The sequence below is a fragment of the Hylemonella sp. W303a genome, from assembly GCF_046452315.1.
GTDB lineage: Bacteria > Pseudomonadota > Gammaproteobacteria > Burkholderiales > Burkholderiaceae_C > Hylemonella.
The window spans coordinates 309,365-329,148 of sequence record NZ_JBKFDG010000003.1 but is presented as its reverse complement, the minus strand read 5'-3'; the positions used below and the strand labels follow the sequence as shown (position 1 = coordinate 329,148).

The window sequence follows — 19,784 nt, the reverse complement described above, 5'->3', positions numbered from 1 at the left end:
TCCTCAGATCTTGGCCATCTCATAGGTGGTGGAAGCGAACAACTCGTCCACGCTCACCTTGCGCCGAGACAGACCCTGGTCATGGTGGTGGGCCAGGAAGGCCTCCAACGTGTGGCGGTTGGCGGCCACGCCGTTGGGCCAGTAGTCCGGTCCCATCAGTTGTTGCGCCGCCGCGATCTGCTCCTCCAGGAAAGGCAGCGACGTCTTGGGCGCGGACGGATCGGCCAGCCGCTCGAGGGCGAGGTTCTTCGCCGCGTCGAACGCCTTGTAGAGCGCCACGGGCAGCCAGGGGTGCTGCGCCACCAGCGTCTTGCGCAGGCCCAGCACATGCATGATCGGAAAAACGCGGGTGCGGCGGTAATAGTCCTGGGCTGCGGCGGTCGGGTCCGCGTAGAGCCAGCCCACTTGCGGATTGCGTCCGAAGCACGAGGGCGCGCGCGGACCGACGAAGGCATCGATATCGCCCCGGTCGAGCATGGCCGACAGCGTGTCCGTCTCGTCGGCGGCTTCCAGCTTCACGTCCGTGGGCAATTCGATGCGCAGCTTCTCGGGGCGCCCCGGCGTCTCGATGCCGCCGCGCACCCAGGTCACGTCGCTGGGCAAGATGCCGAAGTCGTCCTTGAGCAGCGCGCGCGCCCAGACATTGGCCGAGAGCTGGTATTCAGGCAAACCCACGCGCTTACCGCGCAGATCGGACGGTTGACGGATGCGGTCGCGCCGCACGTAGATCGCGGTGTGGCGGAAGGCACGCGACATGAAGATCGGCACCGCGACATAGGCACAGTCACCTTGCGACACCTTGAGCGTGTAACTCGACAGCGAAAGCTCACTGACATCGAACTCGGCACCGCGGAAGGCGCGGAAGAAGGCTTCCTCCGGCGACAAGGTCATGAAGATGGGATCGACACCGTCAATCAAAACCGCGCCATCCAGCAGCGCACGCGTGCGGTCGTAGTCGCCCATGGCGACGGAAAGGGTCAGCCTGCTCACGAAGTCTCCGATGTGTTCCGTGCCCCGGGCGCGCAGGGCGAACCGGGAACGGACGCACGGTAAGCGGCCCTCGCGGCAGGGTCAAGATTGATTGTTCAATCCAGCATTCGACGCGGCGAGGGATGACACCACGGTGTCAGCAGGCGTAACAAAACGTGCGCGCGGCCGCATGAGCTGGCCGCTACCGCGTTGTTCCTCGATGTGCGCCACCCAGCCGGCGACGCGTGCGACCACGAAAATCGCGCTCGCGGCCTCCTGGCCCAGCCCCATGGCGCGAGTGAGCACCACCATCGGCAGCTCGTGTCGCACGCGCAAGCTGGTGGCGCGCTCGATCTCCTCGATGGCATCGCAAACCGCCAAAACGGCCCGCTGGGGGTAGCGCGAGCGGATGAACGCCAGCAGCAAGCGGCCCCGCGGATCGCCCTGTGGATACAAGGCGTGGCCAAACCCCGGCAAGGGGCGGCCCGAGGCGTGCCGTTCCAGGGCACGCCGCAGCAAGGCGGCTTTGCCGCCACCCGCCAGAAATGCGTGGGCATCGTCGTACAGGTGCGCCACGTTCATGCCCGAGCTGGTGCACAGGGCCGCGCCAATGCAGGCATGCAACGTCGCCCCGCCCGAGGCCGCCACCCGCACCGCCAGGGTGCCCGGCATCAACTCATGGTCGGCCAGCAAGGTCAACATCAAACTCATGGCCGCGCGGTTGCTCGGGCTGGGCTCGCCCCCCAAAGCCCGCAACAGGGCATCGGCGATGCGCTCGCCGCGCGCCATGGGCACGTAATGCGGATCGCGCGAGGCCAGGCCGCAGCAGCCCACCAGGACTTGCACGATCTGGCGCGCCTGGTCGTGCACGCTCTCCTCCACGCCACGCCGCGCGCGCCGCTGCAGACCGAGCTGCAGCACCACCAAGGCGAACACCTCCAGCAGGGACTCTCGCCCCGCCGCGTCACGCAGCGCCTCCACCATGCCCACCAGCATGCGCGGCGTGGTCACCACGGGCCAATCCGGTGTTTGGGGTTGCCACTGCCCGCGCCAGAGCAACTCGGCCACGGCCTCGAAGGAGGCGGCTTCTTCGACAAGCTCCATCGCGAGGCGCCCCCGGTACCGCGGCCCCTGGGGGGTGATCTCGGTGATGGACGTCGGGATGATCGCCTGCCCATGGTTCATGGCATCGGCCGCGACCGCGCCGTGCCCGGCCCGCGCCAGCGCCCGCGCGTGCACCCGCTCCACATCGGCACGCAAATAAAGGCGCGCTTTCTGGCCGGGACGGATGACGCTGCGGATCAAGCCACGGCTCACGTAGGCGTACAGCGTTTGGCGTTGCACGTCGAGCCATTGCACGGCCTCACGCGCGGTGAGGTACTCGCCAGGAGTTGGATTCGGGTTCGCTTGCATGGATGCCAAGCTTAGCCAAGACGCCAACGCGGCTCGGGGTGCCCGCAACCACCGGAGCAGACCGCCACGGCCAAGCGGGCATCCCATTCCTGGCACCGCCGCCGGGCTGGGGCGGGTCGAAAGCCAACCCAAATACCCTATAATCCAGGGCTTCGCCGGTGTAGCTCAGTTGGTAGAGCAGCTCATTCGTAATGAGAAGGTCGAGGGTTCGATTCCTTTCTCCGGCACCAGAAAAAAGAAGCCCGCTATCTTTTGGATAGCGGGCTTTTTGTTTGCTCAACCCTCCAGCCGCTCGTGGAAATCACTCGCACCTTGCTTCCAGTAGACGGCGATGCGAGCCGCTTCCTTGGGCAGGCCCTTGTCCTGCAACAGCACCTGCCGCAAAGCGGCCATGCTCGCGGCCTCGCCCGCACACCAGGCGAAACCTTCACCGGCGGGCACGGCCCAATCTCGCACGGCATCCACCAGGGCGTCGGTACTGCCGCACCAGTGCACGTGCACCTGAGCCGCGCTCGGCAACTCGCGCTGGTCCGCCGGGTCATCCAGGTAGACGAACACCTCCACCTGCGCGTTCGCGGGCAGTTCTTCCAGTCGCCGGGCGATGGCGGGCAAGGCCGTCGCGTCGCCCACGAGCAGATGCCAGTCGTAATCCATGGGCACGATCATCGAACCTCGCGGGCCACCGATCAGCGCCTTCTGGCCGACGCGGGCCTGGCGCGCCCAGTCGGACGCGGCCCCTTGACCGTGCAAGGCAAACTCCAGCGTCAGCTCGCCCGCGCGACGGTCAAAAGACCGCGGCGTGTAGTCACGGCGCACCGGTTCCGCACTGCTCGACTCGATCATGAATTTGACGTGGTCGTCGAAGGAGTCCGATACGAAATCCCGCAGGGACTCACCGGCGAAAGTGACGCTGACGAAGTTCGGGCTGGGTGATTCGATGCGCGCGACCGTCAGATCGCGCACCTTGAGTTCGTGCCGCACGCGTTGGACGCGGCGTGCTGTTGCTTGCGATTCCATGGTATTTCCATTGGTTGATAATGTCCACTATCATGACGAAACAAGTTGATAATGTCAACCATAAGGATTTGCCACCAGCGGAGCAAGCCTTTGAGCTGATCCACACCATCATGCATTTGCATCGCGCGCGGCAATTGCGCGGACTGACCGATGGCCCGTCCGAGTTGACGCACATGGAAGGCAAGGCGCTGGGGTACATCGCCCGTCATCCGGGCACCACCCAGAGCGAATTGGTAACGCGCAGTCGGCGCGACAAGGCGCAGATCGCACGCCTGATTGGCAGCCTGCGCGAGCGCGGATTGCTGGAGACCCGGGTCGATGAACTGGACCGGCGCAGCCAGCGTCTGCACCTCACGTCCGCCGGACAGCAACTGTACGAAGCCCAGCAACTTCAGTGGCGCAAACTGGCCCGCTTGGGCATGGCTGGCCTGAGCGCCGAGGAAAGCAGGCAATTGGTGGTCCTGCTACAAAAAGTGGAGCAAGGCCTGAGCGCGAACCCGGACGAGGTCTGAGGCCGCAGGCTGTGGCAGGCTCGCGTCGCACGCGAGCCTGAGAGAGTCTTGCCCCGCGTAGGCCTCACTCGGGCGTGATCCCCGCCGCCTTGATGACCTTACCCCACTTGGCGGTCTCGGCCGCCTGGAAGCGCGCCAATTCGGCGGGACTGCTGGTCCAGGCTTCGCCACCGCTGGCCTCGAAGAAGGACTTGGTGGTCTCGCTCTTGACGGCAGTCACCAGCAACTGGTTGAGCTTGTTCACCACGGGCGCGGGCGTACCGGCCGGGGCGTAGGCCGCGAACCAGTAGCCCATGTCGTAGCCCTTGACGCCTGCTTCGGCGATGGTCGGCACCTCGGGCAACAGCGGGCTGCGGGCCGGGGTAGAGTAGCCGAGGGCGCGCAGCTTGCCGGCCTTGACCTGGGGCACGCCGGTGGAGGCGTCGGTGACCATGAGGTCGATCATGCCGCTGAGCAGGTCGGTGATGGCCAGGGGGTTGCTCTTGTAGGGGATGTGCAGCAGGTCGATGCCGGCCATCTGCTTGAGCATTTCACCGGCCACGCGGCTGGACGAGCTGCCGCTGCCGAAGGTCAGCTTGCCGGGCGACTGGCGCGCGGCGACGAGCAGGTCGCCCAGGGTCTTGTACGGCGAGTTGGCATTGACCACCAGCACCTGGCCGCCCTTGCCCAGACCGGTCAGGGGCGCGAAGTCCTTGACGGGGTCGTAGGGCAGCTTTTTGTACAGGTGCTCGTTGGCCGCGTGCGTGGTGTTGGTCGTGATCAGCACGGTGTAGCCGTCGGCCGTGGCGCGCGCAACACCCGCCGCCGCGGGCATGCCGCTGGCGCCGGCCTTGTTCTCGACCACGACCGCCTGGCCGGTCTGCTCATTGATCGACTTGCCCAGCGCGCGCGCCAGCAGGTCGGTGGCGCTGCCGGCGGCAAAGGGCACCACGAAGGTGATGGGCTTGCTCGGGTAATTTTGGGCCTGCGCCGGGCCTAGGCACAGCAGCAGCGCGCTGGCCACCAGGGCGAATCGTCGGGTCCAAGGGGTGATGTTCATCAAAGTCTCCTCCAGGTGGGTTGTGTGAAAAACTCAATCGGGTCCGATCAACAAGGCGGCGTGTTGCGCCGGCACGTCGATCAGAAGATCCAACAGCAGGTAGGACAGCGCCTTGCCGTGGCTGTCCAAGTTGAGCGCGTCGTTCACGCCGCCATCGAGCACGGCGTCGATCACGAAGTTCATCGCCTGCAAGCGCGGCAGCAGATGGCGCCGCACCGATGTGGGAGTGCGATGCGCGAACAGGCGCGCCACAGCCTCTTCGGTGACCTGCTCAACCAGCAGTTCCCAGAACACTGGGTGCCAAGCGATCACGCTGATGTTGGAGCGGTCGCCCTTGTCGCCCGTGCGGCCATGGGCCAGGCGGTGCAGCGGCACTTGGAGCATGGGCGCGCTCATGCTGCCTCCTCGATGAACCGGTGCGAGGCGGGCACACGCTCGCGCGGCACCAGGCAAGACATCGTGCCCAAGCGGGGCCGCAAGGCCGTGCGCACGCCACCGCCGCCCGCCGGACCACAGGTGTAGAGCGCCGTCACCTCGCGCGGCAAGCGCTCGGCGCTGGCCTGATCGGACTGGCGCCACGCCACGCGCAGCCGCACGTCGCGCGCTTCGCCCACGTCTTGCGCCTCTAGCCAGCGACCATCGTCATCTGCAAAGAGGCTGCTCACGCCAATCAGATCCACTCGCATCGGCCCCAGGCCCTGCAGACGTTCGCGCAGCACCTGCGCGGCCAGCCTCGCGCGCGCCTCGGCGCGGGCGCCCGCGTAGGAAATCTCGCCCTCGGCCAGCCAGCCGGTTTCGTGGCAGATGTTGACCTTTAAGGTCGCGGGGCGAGGATGGCCACGCACGCCAGTCAAACGCACGCGGTCGGGGCCGAGTTGCGTGACCTCGGCCTCGCCCAGGTCGGCCACCACGTCGGGCGTCAGGTAGGCCAAGGGGTCATGCACCTCGTAAAGCAACTGCTCTTTGACCGTATGTTCGTCGATGCGCCCGCCCGTGCCCGCGGGCTTGGTGATGGTGCAGTCGCCCTCGGCGTCGATTTCTGCAATCGGGTAGCCCAGGTTGGCGAGGCCGGGCACGTCCTTGAAACCTGGGTCGGCGTAATAGCCACCGCTGACCTGCGCACCGCACTCCAGCAAGTGCCCGGCCATGGTGGCGCGGGCCAGGCGGTCCCAGTCGTCGCGCCGCCAGCCGAAATGGGCCAGGGCGGGTCCGACCGTCAAGGAGGGATCGGCGACACGGCCGCAGACCACGATCTGCGCCCCTTCCAGCAAGGCATCGGCGATGGCCTCGGCGCCCAGATAGGCGTTGGCCGAAACGACCTTCAAGCCAACGGCAGCCTCGGCCCACAGGGCTCGACGGTCCGGCAGGTTCAGATCGTCCCCCTCCACCACCGCAATGCGCGGCGGAGGCAGGCCGAGTTCACGCGCGAGGGCGTGGATGCGTCGGGCTGCGCCAACCGGATGGGCCGCCCCGAAGTTGCTGACGATGCGCACGCCCGCCTTCAGGCAGCGTTCGAGCACGGGACGCAACAGCTCGACAAGCAAGGGCTCGTAGCCCCCCTCAGGCTGGCTGCGGCGGGACAATTGCGCCAGCGCCAGGGTGCGCTCGGCCAGGGTCTCGAAGATGAGAACGGCAGGACCACCCGCAGCGATCAAGGCTTCCACCACGGGGCCTGCAGCGTCCACGCGGTCGCCAGAAAAACCGGCGGCACAGCCGATGCGCAAAAGGGGTTCTCTCATGTCTCCTCGCAAGCAACGCCAAACACCGAATCGGCGCCGCCCTCGTACCGACAGGCCACGCCAAGGCAAGGCAAAAAAACACACCCGCTTTCTCTCCAGAAATTGCCGGACAGGCCCACGCGCAGTGGTGGGATGTGATTGCTTTAGCCCTTGTCGAGAAAGGACTCTAGGCCTTACGCTGTCATCCGTGAAATCGAATATTCAAATCAATTCATCGGCACATCAAATGAATGTCTCATCCCGGGACCTGCGGGCCTTCCTGGCCCTGGCCACCGAACGCAACTTCACCCGCGCCGCGGCGGCCTGCCACCTGTCTCAACCTGCGTTCAGCGCCTTGGTGCGGCAGTTGGAAGAAAGCCTGGGCGTGCGCCTGTTCGACCGCAGCACCCGCCATGTGGAACTGAGCCAGGACGGGGTGGAGTTCGAGCACGCGGCACGCCGCGTGCTGAGTGAACTCGATGCCTTGGTGCTAGGCATGCGCGAGCGGGCCGCGCGCGAACGCGGCCGGGTGTCGATCGCGCTGCTGCCCTCCCTGGCCGCGGACTGGCTACCGCCGGTGCTCGCGGGCTTTCATTCCGCCTACCCCGGCATTGAGATCGAAGTGGCGGATGTCCTGTCCGAGCCCTGCATCGAGCGGGTGCGCAGTGGGCGCTTCGATTTCGCGCTCGCGGCCACGCGAGCGGAGACCCCCGAGCTGCGTGCCGAGCCGTTCTGCAGCGACGGGTTCCATCTGGTCTGCCCGGCGGGCCATCCGCTGGCTCAGCTGCGCGATCCGCGCCCGCGCGACGTCACGGCCTGGCCGTTCATCCACCTCTCACGCACGTCCAGCGTGCGCCAGTACCTGGACGCGGCGACGCACCCGCAGCCTTTGCGCTCGATTCTGGAAGTCGATCAACTGGCCACGGTGGCGGGCATGGTGCGGGCGGGTCTGGGCGTGAGCATCGTGCCCGCGCTCACGCTCTACCAGTTCAGCGCCCCGGAGCTGGACATTCGCCCCCTGCGCTGGCCGGGCTTGAACCGGCGAATCTACCTGGTGCGCCGCCGTGACCGTGGCCTCTCACCGGCCGCGCAAGGCCTGTACGACTGGGTCATGGCGCACCGGCCTGCGAAGGAAAAATCGGCGCAGCGTGGCTGAGTGGCCGCTTGCCGTCAATGCGTCAGGGATGTTGGGGTCTTGTCGGACGAGAGCTTGGCCAAGGCGCCGATGGAATGCAGGTGGGCGTAAATCCAGGCCACCCAGCTCTTGGTGAACCAGAGTTCCAGCGTGTCGCCGCGCAGTTCGGAAAACTTCTGCGTGCTCACGGCGTGCAGACCTTGCAGGCGCACGGCGCGTCCGCCATCCCGGGGGCGAACTTCGACCTCGAAGGGCGCGAGCAAGCCCTTTTGCGCGAGCCCGTCGCAGAACTCACGCGTGCGTCGCATCTCGGTATCGAACCCGCGCATAAAGGCCAGCGCAGAGTCCAAGGCTGGGGCATGGCCATCCTCCGTGAACAGCAGCTCGCCCTCGGTTTCGGAAAAGGCGCGGCTCTTTTCGTCGATGCAGACGGTGCCATCCGAGGCCAAGGCAAAGGGGTAACGGCGGATGAAGGCGGGCACATAACTGCCTTGCCAACGGCCTTGGGGGTCCACCAGCGCATGGCCGCTGTTGGAGAGCGACATCATGACCACGGGAAAGAAATGGCCGTCAGCCCCTTTCTGAAACAGCACGGTCATGTCGCGGCTGGCCTCGAAGAATTCGATGGCGGCCAGGGGCACGGAGTTCACACCCGCCGAAAAGGCGAAGCCATCGTCCATCGCCTTCAAGCGCAGTTTCTTGTGTCGCTCGCGATTCAGGGCCACGGGCTTTTCGTAAAACAACAATTCACTCATCGTCTCTACCTCTTCCATTCAAATTTTCTTGTCTTGCCTGCCTCGCACAACCTCGTGCATCGCGCTGGGTCGCAGCAGGCACATGGCAGGCATCGCGCGCGTACGCTCCCACGCGCGCGCCTCAGTGCGCCTTGTCCCAGTTCACCCCCACGCCGACTTCGGCCAGCAGCGGCACCCTGAGCTGGGCCACACCGGCCATCAGCTTGGGGACTTCGCGCTTGAGCCAGTCCACCTCGTCCTCAGGCACCTCGAACACCAGTTCATCGTGCACCTGCATGATCATCTTGGTCTTGCGGCCTTCGGCGTCGAGCACGCGCTGCACCGCGTTCATGCTGAGTTTGATGAGGTCGGCCGCCGTGCCCTGCATGGGCGCGTTGATGGCGGCGCGCTCCGCGCCGCTGCGACGCGGCCCATTGGGGGAATTGATCTCCGGCAAATAGAGCCGTCGGCCAAACACGGTCTCCACATAGCCCTTGGCCTTCGCCGAGGCGCGGGTCTCGTCCATGTAGCGCTTGACGCCCGCGAAGCGATCGAAGTAACGCTCGATGTAGTTCTTGGCCGCCGTGTTGTCGATGCCCAGGCTCTTGGCCAGGCCGTAGCTGCTCATGCCATAGATCAGACCGAAATTGATGGTCTTGGCGTAACGTCGTTGTTCGCTGGTGACCGCGCTGGTGGGCACGCCGAACACCTCGGAGGCGGTGGCGCGGTGCACGTCCATGCCGTCGTGGAAGGCCAGCAGCAGGGCCGCGTCGCCGCTGAGGTGGGCCATGATGCGCAGCTCGATCTGCGAGTAGTCCGCGCTGGCGATCAAGCACCCGGGCGAGGCGATGAAGGCCTCGCGCACGCGACGGCCTTCGGGCGTGCGGATCGGGATGTTCTGCAAATTCGGATCATTGCTGGACAGCCGCCCCGTCACCGCCACGGCTTGCGCGTAGTGCGTGTGCACGCGCCCGGTGCCCGGCAAGGCCATCTGCGCCAGCTTGTCGGTGTAGGTGCCCTTGAGCTTGGACAGGCCACGATGCTCCAGGATCTTGGCGGGTAGCGGATAGTCGTCGGCCAATTTCTCCAGCACCTCCTCGTCGGTGCTGGGCGCGCCGGTGGCGGTCTTCTTGACGATGGGCAGGCCCAGCTTGCCGAAGAAGATTTCGCCAATTTGCTTGGGCGAACCCAGATTGAAGGGCTGGCCCGCCAGCTCATAAGCATCCTGCTCCAGCTGCAGGATGCGCTGACCCAGCTCATGGCTTTGCTGCGCCAGCGTCGACGCGTCGATCAACACGCCGTTGCGCTCAATCCGGTAGAGCGTCTCGCTGCTGGCAATTTCCAGCTCGTAGATGGCCTTGAGCTTGCCGCCCTCCTGGGCGTCCTTTTCCAGGCGGGGCCAGAGCGTGCGATGCACGTCCAGGGTCTGGTCGCTGTCCTCGCAGGAGTATTGCGCCGCCTTGTCGATGGCCACCTGGCTGAACGGAATCTGCTTGGCGCCCTTGCCGCAGAGGTCTTCGTAGTTGATGCCGGTGCGGCCCAGATGCCGCTCGGCCAGGCTAGCCAGGCCATGCGGCTTGTGCACCTCCAGCACATAACTCTGCAGCATCGTGTCATGCACGTAGCCCTGCACTTCAATGCCGTGGTTGGCGAAAACATGCCGGTCGTACTTCACGTGCTGGCCCAGCTTGTGCGCGGCCGGGTTTTCCAGCCAGGGCTTGAGCTTGGCCAACACCTCGTCACGCGGCAATTGCGCGGGCACTTTGTCATCACCGGGATAGTCGTGCATCAGCGGGATGTAGGCCGCCTCGCCGGGCGTGACGCTGAAGCTGATGCCCACGATCTCGGCCACCATCTCGTCGAGCGAGGTGGTTTCGGTGTCCAGGGCCGTGAGTTCCGCCGCCTCGATGCGCGCCAACCAGGTGTCGAAGGCGGCCCAATCGAGGATCGTGTCGTAAGCCACCTGCGTGATCGATGGCGTCGGCGGCACAGGCTCGTCAAAAAGGCCCGGCGCGTCGGCGGCCGATGCGGACGCCGCTGCCTTGTCCGCCAAGGTCTTGGCCAGGCCCTTGAAACCGTACTGTTCGTAAAAGGTCTTGAGCGCGGCGTTGTCCGGCTCGCCGATGCGCACCGCGTCCAGCGCGGGCAGGCCCGGCACCCAGCCGTTCAGGTCGCAATCGGTCTTGATGGTCAGCAGCTGGCGCCCGGTGGGCAGCCAGTCCAGCGCCTTGCGGATGTTTTCCCCCATCACACCTTTGATGGAATCCGCCTTCTGCACAACTTGATCCAGTGAACCATAGTCCTTGAGAAGCTTGGTTGCCTTGACGGGACCAATGCCGACAACGCCCGGCACGTTATCTACCGAGTCACCGACCAAGGTCTGGTAATCAACCATCAGATGGGGAGGAACTCCAAACTCAGCCTCTACACCTGCCACATCACGCTTCTTACCATTCATGGTGTCGACGATCGTGATGCGTTCAGTCACTAGCTGAGCTAGGTCCTTATCGCCACTGCTGATAACAACGTCCACATTTTGAGCCGCAGCCGTCACCGCCAGCGTACCAATCACGTCATCCGCTTCTACACCGGGAACATCCAGCACCTTCCATCCCATCCGGCGCACCACTTCATGAATGGGCTCGATCTGTGTGCGCAGGTCGTCAGGCATGGGGTCTCTCTGAGCCTTGTACTCGGGATAAAGGGCCTCGCGAAAGGTCGGCCCCTTGGCGTCAAAAACGCACGCCGCATAGTCAGCGGGCACTTCCTTTTTTAGCTTCTCGAGCATATTGATGATGATGCGGATAGCTCCAGTCTTCTGGACCGTACCATCAGGCAAAGTGATGCTCATCGCATCCCCACCGGCAAAAAAGGCACGGTAGAGGTAGCTGGAGCCATCCACCAGCAGCAGGGTTTTCTTGTCGCTCATGGGCGTGGATTGTGCCTGCCCTGAAGGGAGAAGCCCAGGCACGCGCGGGTCCGGGCTCTACAATCCGCACCATGTCGATCTCCCGCCTCCTCCCCCCGCTGCTCGCCCTGGGCGTGGTCTGCGCGCAGGCACAGACAGCGCCTACCGCTCCCGCACCGGAGGCCGTGAAAAGCGGGCCGCCCGATCAGAAGGTCGAACAAATCCAGCACGAGGACAAAGGCTCACGGATCGAAGAGTTGCGCGTGGGTGGCGAGACGCGCAGCATCACCGTGAACCCCAAGATCGGCAAAGGCACGGCCCCAGCCTACGAGGTCACGCCCGAGAGCAACAACCGCAATCCGGCCACCAGCGACGGCAGCGGCGAAGGCCGCGCGCGCTGGACGATCTTTTCCTACTGAAGCCCCCGCCTCGCCGACCGCTGGCCCACGGCACGCACCGACTGATCCTCCCATCCGCACACGCTCTGGCGCTCGCGCTTTACCTCCCTGACTTTTCAGCATGGCCGTTTTCACCGAAGTCACGCCCGACCAGGCCCGCGAACTGATGCAGCAACTCGGCCTGGGCGAGTTGCAAGAACTGCGCGGCATTCAGGGCGGCATCGAGAACACCAACTATTTCGTGACCACGGAGCAGGACGATCCCGATGGCCAGAAGCAGCGTGGGGACTACGTGCTCACCCTGTTCGAACGCCTGAGTGCCGAACAGCTGCCCTTCTACCTGCATCTGATGAAGCACCTGGCGCGGGCGGGTATCCCGGTGCCCAACCCCGCTGCCCGCCCGAACGGGGACGCGGCATCGGGCGCCCAAAGCGACGACATCCTGCACGCGCTGTGCGGCAAGCCCGCCGCCGTCGTGAATCGCCTGCGTGGCGCCAGCGAGCTGGCGCCCGGGGTGGCCCACTGCGAAGCGGTGGGCGCCATGCTGGCGCGCATGCACCTGGCGGGGCAGGACTACGCACGCCACCAGCCCAATCTGCGCGGCCTGGCCTGGTGGAACGACACCGTGCCCTTGGTGCTGCCGCATCTGGATGCGGCGCAGCGCTCGCTGATCCTCGGTGAACTGGCCTATCAGAACCATGTCGCGGCATCCCCCAGCTACGCAGCCCTGCCGCGCGGCCCCATTCACGCCGACCTGTTCCGCGACAACGTGATGTTCGACGGCCCGCGCGAGACGCCTGAACTCACGGGGTTTTTCGACTTCTATTTCGCGGGCGTCGACACCTTGCTCTTCGACGTGGCGGTCTGCCTGAACGACTGGTGCATCGACCTGGCCACGGGCGTCACCGACCTGCCGCGCAGCGCCGCCTTCCTGCAAGCCTACGCGACTGTGCGCCCCTTGACCGCCGCCGAACGCGCGCTGCTGCCCGCGATGCTGCGCGCGGGGGCCTTGCGTTTCTGGGTCTCCCGTCTGTGGGACTTCTACCTGCCGCGCGAGGCCAGCCTGCTCAAACCCCACGACCCGACCCACTTCGAGCGGGTGCTACGCCAACGGGTCACGCAGCCGCTGCAGGCCGCTGACCTGCTGACGGCACCGGCGGCACCTGCAGCCGAACTCGCTCCCACACCTGCCGCATGAAACTCAACCTCGTCCCCGCCCGCACAGGCCTCGCCTGGTTCCGCGCTGGCTTGCGCACCTTCTGGCGTCAGCCCCTGGCGTTCTCGGGTCTGTTCCTGCTCTTCATCGCGATCGTCTCCCTCGTGAGCATGCTGCCCGTCGTGGGCGGCGTTCTGGCACTGACCTTGCTGCCCGCTGCCACCCTCGGTTTCATGGCGGCCACGCGCGAAGCGACCCTGGGCAAGTTCCCCATGCCGGCGATCCTGCTTAGCGCTTTTCGCGCTGGGCGGCAACGCGCCCGTGCGATGCTCATGCTGGGCGTCGCCTATGCGCTGGGCCTCGTGCTGGTGCTGGGTGTGTCGGCCCTGGCCGACGGCGGACAGTTCGCGCGCATGTACCTGTTCGGAGGTCCGATCACGGTGGAACTCGCCAACTCCAGCGCGTTTCGCAGCGCCGTGTGGATTTCGATGGCGCTGTACGTTCCGCTCAACATGCTGTTCTGGCACGCTCCCGCGCTGGTGCACTGGCATGATGTGCCGCCCGCGCGCGGCCTGTTCTTCAGCTTCGTGGCCTGTGCGCGCAACTTCTGGGCCTTCACGCTCTACACCCTGGCCTGGTCTGGCCTGGGCCTGTTGGTGGCCTTCGGCCTGATCCTGCTCACCGCCCTGCTTGGCAGCCCGCAGGTGCTGGGCGTGGCCCTGATGCCCGTTTCCTTGCTGATGGGTGCGATGTTCATCACCTCCATCTGGTTCTCGTTCCACGACAGCTTCGTGGTGTCGGACGAAACCACGGACTCAGGCGCGGCCTCGGCCGAGGCCTGAGGCTGGAAGGCGAACAACATCCGCAGCCCCATCGAAGGCAGAAGACCGGCATGTCGGATGACACCCTGCCCCCGCTGCTCGAGGTCCGGCCTGGCCTCTACCGGCACTACAAGAACCTACCGTACGAGGTGCTGGGCACCGTGCGGCACAGCGAGACGCTGGAGCCGATGACGCTGTACCGCGCGCTCTACGGGGACCAGGGCCTGTGGGTGCGGCCTGCGGCCATGTTCCAGGAGGAGGTGGTGGTCAACGGCCAACGCCAGCCGCGCTTCACCTGGGTCGGTGAGTCCAGCGGGGCAGGTGAGGCCGAAGTCCCTCCACCGCCCGCGCAGCCCGAGGCCTGAACCGGCCATCCCTCGACCGGCCGTCCTTCAATCCCGCCTACTGCCAGAGCTTTAAGACCACGAGCTTTAAGAAGCCGCGCCATGCGCGGCTTTTTTCACACCTGCGCGAGCGGTGGCGCTTCAGTGCGACCATCGGGATGGCGGGCGAAGCGAGCAGCCTCAGCCCCGTGCACCGGGTCGGACGCAGGCCAGGGCCAACCCCCAAACTGCGTGCGACGGTAGTCCATGAAGGCCTGTTGAATCTCGGCCTGGGTGTTCATCACGAAGGGGCCGTACTGCGCCACCGGTTCGGCAATCGGGCGCCCCTGCAGCACCAGGATGTCCGCCGGTGCGGGGCCGTTGACCAATGCCACGGGCTGCGTCACCGAAGTTTCGATGCCCGCGCGCCCTTGGACCGTCTCGCCGTTGAGACTGAGGCTGTGCCCCTCGAAAAAATACAAGACGCGGCGCGTGCCCGGCCGCGCAGGCGGCAAAGTCAGGCGTGCGCCTGCCGCCAGCTTGAGGGTCCAGATGGCCACATCGCCCTCGGGCTGCGAGGCCCAGGAATCGGGAGGCGGTGCCAGGGGCGGCTCCACGTCCGGGAAAGCCCCTGCGATCACGCGCAGGCTCACCCCGTCGGCTTCGATGCGCGGGATCTGTGGGCCCCAGAACATCGTGAAGTGCGGCGCCACCATCTTGTTGCGCCCAGGCAGGTTGAGCCAGATCTGGAACAGCTCCGCCGGGTTCTCGCGATCGCTGTGCAACAAGGGGAACATTTCGGAATGGACGATGCCGCGCCCCGCGGTCAGCCACTGCACATCGCCCTCGCCAAAACGCGCGGCCGCGCCCAGGGAGTCGGAATGGTCGATCAGGCCATCGCGCACGATGGTCACGGTCTCGAAGCCGCGGTGCGGGTGAGCGGGAAAGCCAGGCACGGTCTCGCCGTGGTACATGTTCCAGCCATCCTGGTTGGCGAAGTCCTGACCGATGGCACGACCCGCCAGCGAAGCCGCCGGCCCGAATTCACCATTGCCCTTGGGGTAGGCGTCCTTGTGGTGCACGCAGAACAAAAACGGGTCCAGGGTCGGCCACGGCGGCGCGCCGAGCGGGAACTGCTGCAGGATGGTGGTCTGGTTCATGCGGATGTCCTCAATGCCAAGCCCAGGAATGGGCTTTTCCCGTACATGCGGCCTGAACCGCCTGCATCAACCCCGCATTGTCCCCCGCCAGCGCGCCCCATGCGGGTTGAAGGCCTCTGCGCTTCAAGCGCCCTCGATCCCCGGTCGTCCTGCGCCACCATCATGCGCGGCCACCGGGCGTGGGGCTGGGTGATGCTGAGTCTCTCGGCAGCTCCAGCACCGCCTGCAAACCGCCCTGTGGCAAGTTGTGCAAGCGCAAGTTGCCGCGCTGCCGGCGCACGAGGTCCCGGGCGATGGCCAAGCCCAGACCCACGCCGCCAGTGTGGCGATTGCGGGATGCATCCACACGGTAGAAGGGTTCGAACACCTGTTCAAGTTGGTGCGGCGGAATGCCCGGCCCGCGGTCGGAGATTTCAATGCGCAGGCTCGCGGGATCGTCGCGCAGCACAACGTGGGCCCGCTCGCCATAGCGAACCGCGTTGTCGATCAGGTTCACCAGCGCGCGCCTCAGCGCCGAAGCCTGGGCCCGCACCGGGCGCGCCTTGCCCTCGACCTGCACGGCCCCCGGGCCCACGGGGTGGTCATCGGCCAAGCTGCTGAGCAGCGCGCCGACATCCAGCCAAACGAAAGGCTCCTCCTCGGCCACGCCACGCAGGTAATCCAGCGTGGCGCGGATCATCTCTTCCATGCCTTCGATGTCATTCTGAAACGCCAGGCGATCAACGGGTTCGGCGAGGGACTCCGCGCGCAGTCGCAAGCGGGTGAGCGGCGTGCGCAGATCGTGGGAAACGGCGGCGACGAAACGGTCACGCTCCTCCAGTTGCCGGCGCAGCTGCGCCTGCATCTGGTTGAAGCCCCGGCTGGCCTCCCGAAACTCCTGGGCGCCCTCCTCCGGCAAAGGAGGCCGATGCACGTCCTGGCCCAACTCGCGCGCCGCTTGGGCCAGGCGACGGATGGGGCGGGACAACCAACGCGCTGCCAGCCAGGCGGTCAACATGAGCGCGCCCAAACGCACGCCGATGTCCAACAACATGCCCGTACCCAGATGCAAGAGCCCAATGGGCGGTGGTGGTGGCCCAGCAGGTCGAGGCGGCGCCGCCGACCAAGGCGCAGGAGCGGCCCCTGCGAATTGAGGAGGTGCCCCAGGAGTGAACTCAGGCCCACCCGGTGGTGGCCCGCGCCATTGGGGCTCGGGCCTCAACTCAAACATCAGCGTCAGGGCCAGCAGATGGCTGGCCAGCACCGCGACAAAAAGCAGCAAGGCCAAACGTCCAAACAGCGTGGCGGGCAGCAAGCGTGACGCCAGGGCGGAGACTCGTCGCAGCCAGGCGGGCACGACCCCCGCTACCACGACGCCATCCCCTGCACTGTGTTCACATTGAACAGGTAGCCTGCCCCGCGCACGGTCTTGATCAGGGACGGTGCCTCCGTGTCCTCGGCCAACTTCTGGCGCAGGCGTGACACCAACAGGTCGATGCTGCGCTCGAAGCTGTCCATCGCCCGGCCACGCGCTTGCTCCATGAGCTGGTCACGCGTGCAGACTCGCCGCGGCATGCGCAAAAAGGTGCTGAGCAAGCGGAACTCGGCGTTCGACAAGGGCACCACGACACCGCGTGGCGACAGCAGGTTTCTCTCCTGCAAGCGCAGTTCCCAGCCATCGAAGCACACGCGCCCGATCTGAGGCGGCTCGCCCGCGGGTCGGCTGGCACGGCGCAGCACCGTGCGGATGCGCGCCACCAGCTCGCGCGGCTCGAACGGTTTGCAGAGGTAATCGTCCGCGCCCATTTCGAGTCCGATCACACGGTCATACGCTTCGGCGCGAGCGGTGAGCATGATGATGGGCAAGCGGGCGTGCTGTCGGCGCAGTTCACGCGAGAGCACCAGGCCATCCTCGCCCGGCAGCATCACGTCCAGCACGACCAGGTCAGCCTCGTCTTGGGCCAAGGCCGCGCGCATGGCCGAGCCATCGCCCGCGGTGCGCACCTCGAACCCAAAGCCAGCGAGGTAGTCGGAGAGCAGTCCTGTGATGCTTTCATCGTCGTCGACGATCAGAACGCGCGGCTTGGAACTCATGGCACAAGGAGACGGAAGGAACAGCGGGAATGGGTGACGTCGGAAAACACAGGCGTTGGGCCAAAAGTGTAGGCAGCGCGACCGGCCCCGAACCCAAAAACTGGACTCGGACCGCCCGGCTGTTCGTGGCTTAGAAAGGGCTTTCGTATCGGCCTCGATACAAGGCGCACAACAGGGCTTTACGGCCACTTCAAACAATTCAGCAGTCGCCGTGCGTCCGTTTGGAACCGGCGGCGCAACCCTCTTGGAACTGAAAGGAATCACCATGAGTAGCATCAGTGGAATCAGCGGCGCGAGCAGCGCCTGGTCTTCCATGATCGCCATGCGCGGCAACCGGCCGCCCGCTGGCAAGGACCCCGCCGAAATGTTCGCCAAGGTCGACACCGACGGCAACGGCAGCGTGGACGAGACCGAACTGCAGACCATGCTGGACGACATCTCTGAAAAAACCGGCACGAGCTTCGACGCCAGCGCTGGCGAACTGCTGGGCAAGATGGACAGCGATGGCGACGGCAGCCTGAGCCAGGCGGAACTTGAGGAGGGCATGCGCAGCCTGCTGCCGCCCCCGTCGACGATGGACTTCGCCCAGTCGCGCGGCGCGGAAGGCGTCGATGACCTGTTCGGCAAGATCGACACGGATGGTGACGGCAAGGTCAGCAGCGACGAACTGCAAGCGCTGTACGAAAAAATGGGCATCGAGGAAGACGCTACCGAGCGCTTCGCCGAGTTGGACACCGATGGGGATGGCAGCCTGAGCCAGACCGAGTTCGAAGCTGGCCGACCCCAGCCGCCCGGCGGCATGCCACCGCCGCCGCCGAGCGCGGATGCCAGCGACAGCTCCGACAGCACGACCGATGCCTTGCAAGCGCTGCTCGATGCGCTGGACAGCAATGGCGACCATCAGGTCAGCGACGAAGAAGCCCAGAGCTTTCTGGAACAGCTGAACGAAGAGCAACAGGCCGCCCAAAGCGGCCAGGGTTCGGAGTCCAGCACGCAACGCCTGACCCTGTTGGTGCAACAAGCCTATGCCCAACTGAGCGCCACGTTCAGCAGCCAGGGCACCACGGTGAACGCCACGGCCTGAACGCCTTGAACGAAGGACTTGCCGCCGCAACGGCTACTTGCGGCGGCCGTCTGACCGCCATCGCCGATACAGAGTCTCAGCGCGCTGCCAGCAGGGTGCGCCGCGTGTGCCGCACGCGCAAGGCCGTCACAACCAAGGTCAGTTGCACCAGAGCGAGCCCGACGAACACGGCGCGCCAGTCCTGGTGGTCCATCAGCCAACCAAAAACCAGGGGCGACACCGCCTGCCCGATGTCCAGCCCGGCATACACCACCCCATAGACCCGGCCACTGGCGTGCTCCGGCGTTGAGCGCTTGATCAGCAGGTCACGCGCGGGCCCCGCGAAACCCGCCGCCAGCCCCATGCCAGCGAACAGCACCGGCACCGCCGCCGCGGGCAGGGGCGCCAGGCCCAGCACCAGCGAAATGCCCGCCGCCACGCCAAAACCCGCGCCCACCAGGCGCTCGCTGCGCACGGCGTCCGTGGCCAGGAAGCCGCCCACCACCATGCCGCAGGCGCTGGGCACCATGTACGCGGTCAGGCAAATCGCCACCCAGGCCAAGGGCATGGCGTGCAGTTGGCGCGCCGCTTCGGGTGCGTAAGCCTGCACCACGCTGAGCGCCGTGGCGAAGATGAAGAAAAATGCAAAGCACATCCAGACCGCCGGGATGCGCAGGAAGTCCAGCGCGCCTTCCGCCCGGTCGGCCTGCGTGACCTGCGCGCGCGCTGACACGAGAGGCGGCGGCGCGGCCAGCCGCCGACCTTGCCAGACGCAGAGGAGCAGCACGCCCAGCACCACGCAGCCAGCGGCCGCCAGGGCCACGCGCCAGGAATGCAGCATCGCCAACGGCACCACCAGGGCCGAGGCCCCGGCCCAGCCCAGATTGCCGCTGATGCCATGCACGCTGTAGGCATGGCCCAGACGCGGGCCGCTCACCTTGCGATTGATCAGGGTGTAGTCGACGGGGTGAAAGACACCGTTGCCCAGCCCACCCATCACCACGCAGACCAGCAACATTGCATAACTCGTGCTGGAAGCGTAGCCAAACGCCGCGAGAGCCAATAAGCCCAGACCAGCGTAGAGCACGGGGCGCGGACCGAAGCGGTCCACGAAAAATCCCGACAGCGTCTGCGCCACGCAAGACACGACAAAAAACACCGACATCAGAAAACCCAGCTCCGCATAGCTGACGCTGAACTCGGTGCGCAGCCAGGGAAACAAGGGTGGCAGCAGGAGCTGGCTGAAGTGACTGATCAAGTGGGCCACGCCGATCAGACCAATCAGGCTGGCGTCTTGGCGCAAGGGCACGGGCGCGACGGAAATGCTGGCGGTACTCATGGTGCT

General features: G+C 65.9%; 19 protein-coding genes and 1 tRNA gene. 8 read left to right on the top strand and 12 right to left on the bottom strand.

The genetic code is table 11. The features are described 5' to 3' along the window. Window positions 1-3: 3 nt before the first annotated feature. Window positions 4-990 carry an ABC transporter substrate-binding protein gene (locus ACLBKS_RS07785; RefSeq protein WP_410192222.1) on the bottom strand — a complete coding sequence of 329 codons (987 nt, stop codon included), beginning with the start codon at window positions 988-990 and terminating at the stop codon, window positions 4-6. A gap of 81 nt (window positions 991-1,071) precedes the next feature. Then, on the bottom strand, window positions 1,072-2,382 hold the full coding sequence (locus ACLBKS_RS07780; RefSeq protein ID WP_410192221.1) for a citrate/2-methylcitrate synthase: 1,311 nt from the start codon (window positions 2,380-2,382) through the stop codon (window positions 1,072-1,074). A gap of 154 nt (window positions 2,383-2,536) precedes the next feature. Between ACLBKS_RS07780 and ACLBKS_RS07775 the strand changes: the two genes are divergently transcribed. Further along, window positions 2,537-2,612 (top strand) — tRNA-Thr (locus tag ACLBKS_RS07775). 46 nt (window positions 2,613-2,658) lie between these two features. Here ACLBKS_RS07775 and ACLBKS_RS07770 read toward each other — a convergent pair. Then, window positions 2,659-3,399 carry a siderophore-interacting protein gene (locus ACLBKS_RS07770; RefSeq protein WP_410192220.1) on the bottom strand — a complete coding sequence of 247 codons (741 nt, stop codon included), beginning with the start codon at window positions 3,397-3,399 and terminating at the stop codon, window positions 2,659-2,661. 110 nt (window positions 3,400-3,509) lie between these two features. Here ACLBKS_RS07770 and ACLBKS_RS07765 point away from each other — a divergent pair, with 110 nt between their 5' ends. Continuing rightward, on the top strand, window positions 3,510-3,911 hold the full coding sequence (locus ACLBKS_RS07765; RefSeq protein WP_410192219.1) for a MarR family winged helix-turn-helix transcriptional regulator: 402 nt from the start codon (window positions 3,510-3,512) through the stop codon (window positions 3,909-3,911). A gap of 64 nt (window positions 3,912-3,975) precedes the next feature. Here the strand turns inward: ACLBKS_RS07765 and ACLBKS_RS07760 are convergent, their stop codons facing one another. From ACLBKS_RS07760 to ACLBKS_RS07750, 3 genes are read right to left on the bottom strand one after another with little or no spacing between them, the layout of a single operon-like run. Continuing rightward, window positions 3,976-4,950 carry a Bug family tripartite tricarboxylate transporter substrate binding protein gene (locus ACLBKS_RS07760; protein ID WP_410192218.1) on the bottom strand — a complete coding sequence of 325 codons (975 nt, stop codon included), beginning with the start codon at window positions 4,948-4,950 and terminating at the stop codon, window positions 3,976-3,978. Window positions 4,951-4,983: 33 nt separating this feature from the next. Next, window positions 4,984-5,346 (bottom strand): hypothetical protein, encoded by a 363-nt coding sequence (locus tag ACLBKS_RS07755; RefSeq protein WP_410192217.1) that lies wholly within the window; start codon window positions 5,344-5,346, stop codon window positions 4,984-4,986. Then, window positions 5,343-6,689: an acyclic terpene utilization AtuA family protein gene (locus tag ACLBKS_RS07750; protein WP_410192216.1), complete on the bottom strand. Its 1,347-nt coding sequence runs from the start codon at window positions 6,687-6,689 to the stop codon at window positions 5,343-5,345. The genes ACLBKS_RS07755 and ACLBKS_RS07750 overlap by 4 nt, the downstream gene beginning before the upstream one ends. A 226-nt stretch (window positions 6,690-6,915) precedes the next feature. On the opposite strand from ACLBKS_RS07750, the gene ACLBKS_RS07745 reads away from it, so the two are divergent. After that, window positions 6,916-7,824: a LysR substrate-binding domain-containing protein gene (locus tag ACLBKS_RS07745; RefSeq protein ID WP_410192215.1), complete on the top strand. Its 909-nt coding sequence runs from the start codon at window positions 6,916-6,918 to the stop codon at window positions 7,822-7,824. A gap of 14 nt (window positions 7,825-7,838) precedes the next feature. On the opposite strand, the gene ACLBKS_RS07740 is transcribed toward ACLBKS_RS07745, so the two are convergent. Both ACLBKS_RS07740 and polA read right to left on the bottom strand, forming a co-directional pair. Further along, a complete protein-coding gene (locus ACLBKS_RS07740; RefSeq protein WP_410192214.1) occupies window positions 7,839-8,558 on the bottom strand; it encodes a SapC family protein in 720 nt (239 codons plus the stop codon). Between the two features lie 121 nt (window positions 8,559-8,679). Then, a complete protein-coding gene (gene polA / locus ACLBKS_RS07735) occupies window positions 8,680-11,466 on the bottom strand; it encodes a DNA polymerase I (RefSeq protein ID WP_410192213.1) in 2,787 nt (928 codons plus the stop codon). A gap of 71 nt (window positions 11,467-11,537) precedes the next feature. Between polA and ACLBKS_RS07730 the strand changes: the two genes are divergently transcribed. The 4 genes from ACLBKS_RS07730 to ACLBKS_RS07715 all read left to right on the top strand — a co-directional run bounded on the left by ACLBKS_RS07730 (window position 11,538) and on the right by ACLBKS_RS07715 (window position 14,185). Beyond that, window positions 11,538-11,864 carry a hypothetical protein gene (locus tag ACLBKS_RS07730; protein ID WP_410192212.1) on the top strand — a complete coding sequence of 109 codons (327 nt, stop codon included), beginning with the start codon at window positions 11,538-11,540 and terminating at the stop codon, window positions 11,862-11,864. Window positions 11,865-11,964: 100 nt separating this feature from the next. Continuing rightward, window positions 11,965-13,041 carry a homoserine kinase gene (locus ACLBKS_RS07725; RefSeq protein ID WP_410192211.1) on the top strand — a complete coding sequence of 359 codons (1,077 nt, stop codon included), beginning with the start codon at window positions 11,965-11,967 and terminating at the stop codon, window positions 13,039-13,041. Further along, complete coding sequence (locus tag ACLBKS_RS07720) at window positions 13,038-13,841, top strand: BPSS1780 family membrane protein (RefSeq protein ID WP_410192210.1); 804 nt, start codon at window positions 13,038-13,040, stop codon at window positions 13,839-13,841. Before ACLBKS_RS07725 ends, ACLBKS_RS07720 begins: the two co-directional genes overlap by 4 nt. Before the next feature lie 50 nt (window positions 13,842-13,891). Beyond that, a complete protein-coding gene (locus ACLBKS_RS07715) occupies window positions 13,892-14,185 on the top strand; it encodes a DUF1653 domain-containing protein (RefSeq protein ID WP_410192209.1) in 294 nt (97 codons plus the stop codon). A 95-nt stretch (window positions 14,186-14,280) separates the two neighbouring features. On the opposite strand, the gene ACLBKS_RS07710 is transcribed toward ACLBKS_RS07715, so the two are convergent. The 3 genes from ACLBKS_RS07710 to ACLBKS_RS07700 form a co-directional block, all read right to left on the bottom strand. After that, on the bottom strand, window positions 14,281-15,303 hold the full coding sequence (locus ACLBKS_RS07710) for a pirin family protein (protein WP_410192208.1): 1,023 nt from the start codon (window positions 15,301-15,303) through the stop codon (window positions 14,281-14,283). A 160-nt stretch (window positions 15,304-15,463) separates the two neighbouring features. Further along, window positions 15,464-16,639, bottom strand: a complete 1,176-nt coding sequence (locus tag ACLBKS_RS07705; protein WP_410192207.1) for an ATP-binding protein — start codon at window positions 16,637-16,639, stop codon at window positions 15,464-15,466. Window positions 16,640-16,647: 8 nt separating this feature from the next. Next, a complete protein-coding gene (locus tag ACLBKS_RS07700) occupies window positions 16,648-17,376 on the bottom strand; it encodes a response regulator (protein WP_410192206.1) in 729 nt (242 codons plus the stop codon). Window positions 17,377-17,641: 265 nt separating this feature from the next. Here ACLBKS_RS07700 and xopAW point away from each other — a divergent pair, with 265 nt between their 5' ends. Further along, entirely contained in the window at window positions 17,642-18,460 is an 819-nt protein-coding gene (gene xopAW / locus ACLBKS_RS07695; RefSeq protein ID WP_410192205.1) for a XopAW family type III secretion system calcium-binding effector, read from the top strand. A gap of 76 nt (window positions 18,461-18,536) precedes the next feature. Here xopAW and ACLBKS_RS07690 read toward each other — a convergent pair whose 3' ends face one another. Continuing rightward, window positions 18,537-19,778, bottom strand: a complete 1,242-nt coding sequence (locus ACLBKS_RS07690) for an MFS transporter (protein WP_410192204.1) — start codon at window positions 19,776-19,778, stop codon at window positions 18,537-18,539. Window positions 19,779-19,784 lie beyond the last annotated feature (6 nt).